This is a genomic window from Adlercreutzia sp. ZJ473, assembly GCF_013185065.1.
Taxonomy (GTDB): Bacteria; Actinomycetota; Coriobacteriia; order Coriobacteriales; family Eggerthellaceae; genus CAAEEV01.
In genome coordinates this window covers 1-3723 of record NZ_JAAVTO010000099.1, presented here as the reverse complement: position 1 = coordinate 3723, position 3723 = coordinate 1, and the positions used below count along the sequence as shown (strand labels likewise).

Annotated in this window: 3 protein-coding genes; all 3 read right to left on the bottom strand. The window is 72.0% G+C overall.

What is annotated here, in order from left to right; genetic code table 11:
* Positions 1-67: 67 nt before the first annotated feature.
* Positions 68-994: a UDP-N-acetylmuramate dehydrogenase gene (murB, locus tag HRL41_RS11685; protein WP_172137174.1), complete on the bottom strand. Its 927-nt coding sequence runs from the start codon at positions 992-994 to the stop codon at positions 68-70.
* 8 nt (positions 995-1002) lie between these two features.
* Complete coding sequence (murC, locus tag HRL41_RS11680) at positions 1003-2409, bottom strand: UDP-N-acetylmuramate--L-alanine ligase (RefSeq protein ID WP_172137173.1); 1407 nt, start codon at positions 2407-2409, stop codon at positions 1003-1005.
* Positions 2410-2489: 80 nt separating this feature from the next.
* Positions 2490-3587, bottom strand: a complete 1098-nt coding sequence (gene murG, locus HRL41_RS11675; protein ID WP_172137172.1) for an undecaprenyldiphospho-muramoylpentapeptide beta-N-acetylglucosaminyltransferase — start codon at positions 3585-3587, stop codon at positions 2490-2492.
* Positions 3588-3723: the final 136 nt, after the last annotated feature.

Here is a 3723-nt window from a genome sequence, read left to right as displayed (position 1 = left end):
AGGGCGCGCCGGGGCGCGCCCTGCCGCGGCAGCGCGCGCCCTGCGCGGGTTGTTCTGCCCCCGCGGCCTAGTTGAACCCGAGGAACCGGACCTCGGGCGCGAGTTCGATGCCATAAGCCTCATGCACTTTCGAAGCGATCAGCGAGATGAGGGCGCGCACGTCGCGCGCCGTCGCCTCGCCGGTGTTGACGATGAAGTTGGCGTGCACGTCGGACACGCGCGCGCCGCCGATGGTCGCGCCCTTGAGCCCGAGCTCCTCCACGAGCGCGGCCACGTGCGCCCCCTCGGGGTTGCGGAACACGCTGCCGCAGCTCGGCTCGCCGAGCGGCTGGCTCTTCTTGCGCCGCGCGAGGTTCGCCTCCATCTTCCCGCGGATGTAGAAGGGGTCGGACGGCTCCATGCCCAGCTCGCACTCGAGCACGATCTCGTCAGGCGCGAAGGAGGAGGCGCGATACCCCCACGTGATCTCGGAGCCTGCGCGCCGCTCCAGGCCGCGCCCCGGCCGCAGCGTGGTGACGCTCGCCACGCGGCTGCCGATCCACTCGTCGCGCGTGCCCGCGTTCATGCGCAGGGCGCCGCCGATGGTGCCCGGCGTGCCCACGGCGAACTCGAGCCCCGCGACCGACCGGCGGAACGCCTCCTGCACCACCGCCGAGAGGAGCACGCCCGCGCCCGCGACGAAGCAGCTGCGCTCCGCGTCGAAGCGGAAGGAGCGGAAGTCGCGCCCGAGCGAGATGACCACGCCCGGGAAGCCCTCGTCGGCCACGAGCAGGTTCGACCCGCGCCCCACGACGACCCACGGCACGCTCTCCCTCTCGCACACGTCGACGAGCCGCGTGAGCGCGCCGATGGAGCCCGCGCGCACGTAGAAGCGCGCCGGCCCCCCGATGCGGTAGGTGGTGTGGCGAGCCATGGGCTCGTGAGCGTAGATGTCGCCGTCGAACCGCTCGTCGACGAGAAGCGCCTGCAAGGGCGAGGCATGCCGTGCCGCCATGGGCGCCGCTAGCCCTCGCGAGCCGCGAGCGCGTCGATGATGTGCGGGCCGAGGGCCGTCACGTCGCCCGCGCCCATGGTGATGACCAGGTCGCCCTCCTTCGCGAGCTGCGCCATGAAGGGCGCCGCGTCGATGCGGCGGGGGACGTAGTGCGCCTCGGGATGCCCCTCGTGCTCGAGCACCACGTTCAGGAACGTCTTGCCGTTGATGCCGGGCACGGGCGCCTCGCCCGCCGAGTACACGTCCATGAACGTGACGGTGTCGGCCGCGTCGAACGCGCTGCCGAACTCGTCTTTGAGCACCTCGGTGAACAGCCCCGCGCGCGAGTAGCGGTGCGGCTGGAACAGCACGTGCACGCGCGCGAAGTCGAGCGCGCGCGCCGCGGCGATGGTGGCCGCGATCTCGGTGGGATGGTGCGCGTAGTCGTCCACCACCGTCACGCCCTGCTCCTCGCCCACCAGGTCGAAGCGGCGGCGCACGCCCGTGAACGCGCGCAGCTTCTCAGCCGCGGCGTCCACGTCGAGCCCGAGCGCGTCGATGAGCGTGAGCACGGCCGCGCCGTTCGACACGTTGTGCATGCCCGGGTTCTGCTTGATGGAGCTCTCGACCTCGCGCCCGTCGGGCAGGCGCAGCGTGAAGGCGGACCCCACGCCGCGCGCCTGCGCGCGCACCACGCGCGCGTCGCAGCCCTCGGAGAAGCCGTAGGTGATCACGCGCCCGCGCGCCTCCTTGCGCGCGAGGCGGGTGAGCGCCTCGTCGTCGCCGCACACCACCACGGGCGCGCCGGCGGGCACTGACGCGATGAACTTGCCGAACTGCGCGTAGATCTCCTCGAGGCTCTCGTAGTGGTCCAGGTGGTCGGTCTCCACGTTGGTCACGATGCACGCCGCAGGCGAGAGGAAGGTGAACGACTTGTCGGACTCGTCGGCCTCCACCACGTAGTAGCGGCCCTTCCCGGAATGGGCGTTGGTGCCCCACGCGCGCACGATGCCCCCGATGAGGAAGGTGGGCGAGGCGCCCATGGCGTCGAGCGTGGAGGCGAGCATGGAGGACGTGGTGGTCTTGCCGTGCGTGCCGGCCACGGCCAGCGTGTCGAGGTTGCGGCCGAGCGCGGCCAGCATCTCGGCGCGGTGGCGGATCTCCAGGCCGCGACGGCAAGCCTCCACGAGCTCGGGATTGTTCTCGAGGATGGCCGTCGAGACCACCACCGTGGGGTTGCCCGCGGGGATGTTTCCGGCGTCCTGGCCGATGAGCACCGTGATGCCCGCCTCCTCGAGCTGCTTGGTGTAGCGGCTCTCCTTGAGGTCGGAGCCGCTCACGCGCATGCCCTGGTCATGCGCGACGCGCGCGATGCCGCTCATGCCCACGCCGCCGACGCCGATGAAGTGCAGGGCCTCGGTTTCCACTTCGTTCATGGTTCTACGCCTTCCCTCTCGCGATCAGCCGCAGGCAGGCGCCCGCGGCTCGATACCTCACGCCATTGTAATACGTCACCCTACGCGCGCGCCGCCGCCATCACAACATCTGCCAATCTGGAGGCGGCATCGGCGGTCTTCTGCGCGCGCGCCGCCGCGGTCATGCCCGCGCGCACGCCCGCGTCGTCGACGAGCGTGAGCACCTTCTCGGCGAAGGCGGGATCGCCCAGGTCGGCGTCAGGCACCATGAAGGCGCACCCCGCGTCCACGTACGCGCGCGCGTTGGTGGTCTGGTGGTCCTCGGTAGCGTAGGGGAAGGGCACGAGCAGCGCCGGGATGGCGCGCGCTGAGATCTCGGCGAGCGAGGTGGCGCCGGCGCGCGACACGATGGCGTCAGCCGCGGCGAGGGTCTCCCCCATGCGGTCCTGGTACCCCATCACGTGCCAGCGGGCCTCCTCCGCGCGTGTGAGCGCGAGCGCCTCGCGCACGCTGTCGAGCTCCTTGGGGCCCGTGATGTGCACCACGTGCAGGTCGGCGCGGGAGAGCAGGTCGGGCTTGAGCGCGCAGACGGCCTCGTTGATGTGGCGCGCGCCGAGGCTCCCGCCGAACACGAGCAGCATGCGCGCCTCGTCCGGGATGCCGAGCAGCGCACGCCCCTCCTCGCGGCTCGCCGCGAGCACCGAGGAGCGCACGGGGTTGCCCGTGAGGTGCACGCGGCTCTTGTCGGCCACGTCGCGCGCCGAGCACTCGTAGGTCACGCACACGGCGGCGGCCTTCTTCGCGAGGTACTTGTTCGCCATGCCCATGACCGAGTTCTGCTCGTGCAGGACCACGGGGACGCCGGTCTTCTCGGCCGCGCGCGCCACGGGGATGGACACGTACCCGCCGAACCCGACGACCACGTCGGGCCTCACCTCGGCGAACCACTTCTTGGCCGCCGCAGTCGACTTGGCGATCTTCGACACGCCCGTGACGATGGTGGCGGGGTGGCTGCGGTTGAAGCCCGACGCCTCGAACGCCTTGAACGGGATGTCGGCCTGGGGCACGAGGCGCGCCTCGACGCCGTGGGGCGTGCCCGCGAACAGCACCTCGCAGCCGCGGTCGGCGAGCACCTCGGCGAGCGCGAGCGCGGGGTTGATGTGGCCTGCCGTGCCTCCGCCGGAAAGGATTGCGCGCATAAGACATTACCTCCTTGCGCCGGACGGCGAGAGGCGCCGCCCCGCGTGAGACGAGCTGGGACGTGCGGGCGCATGGCCGGCGTGCGCCCGCGATACCGCCGCGCGGGGCCGGGCGGGCGCGGGCGCGGGCGCGAAG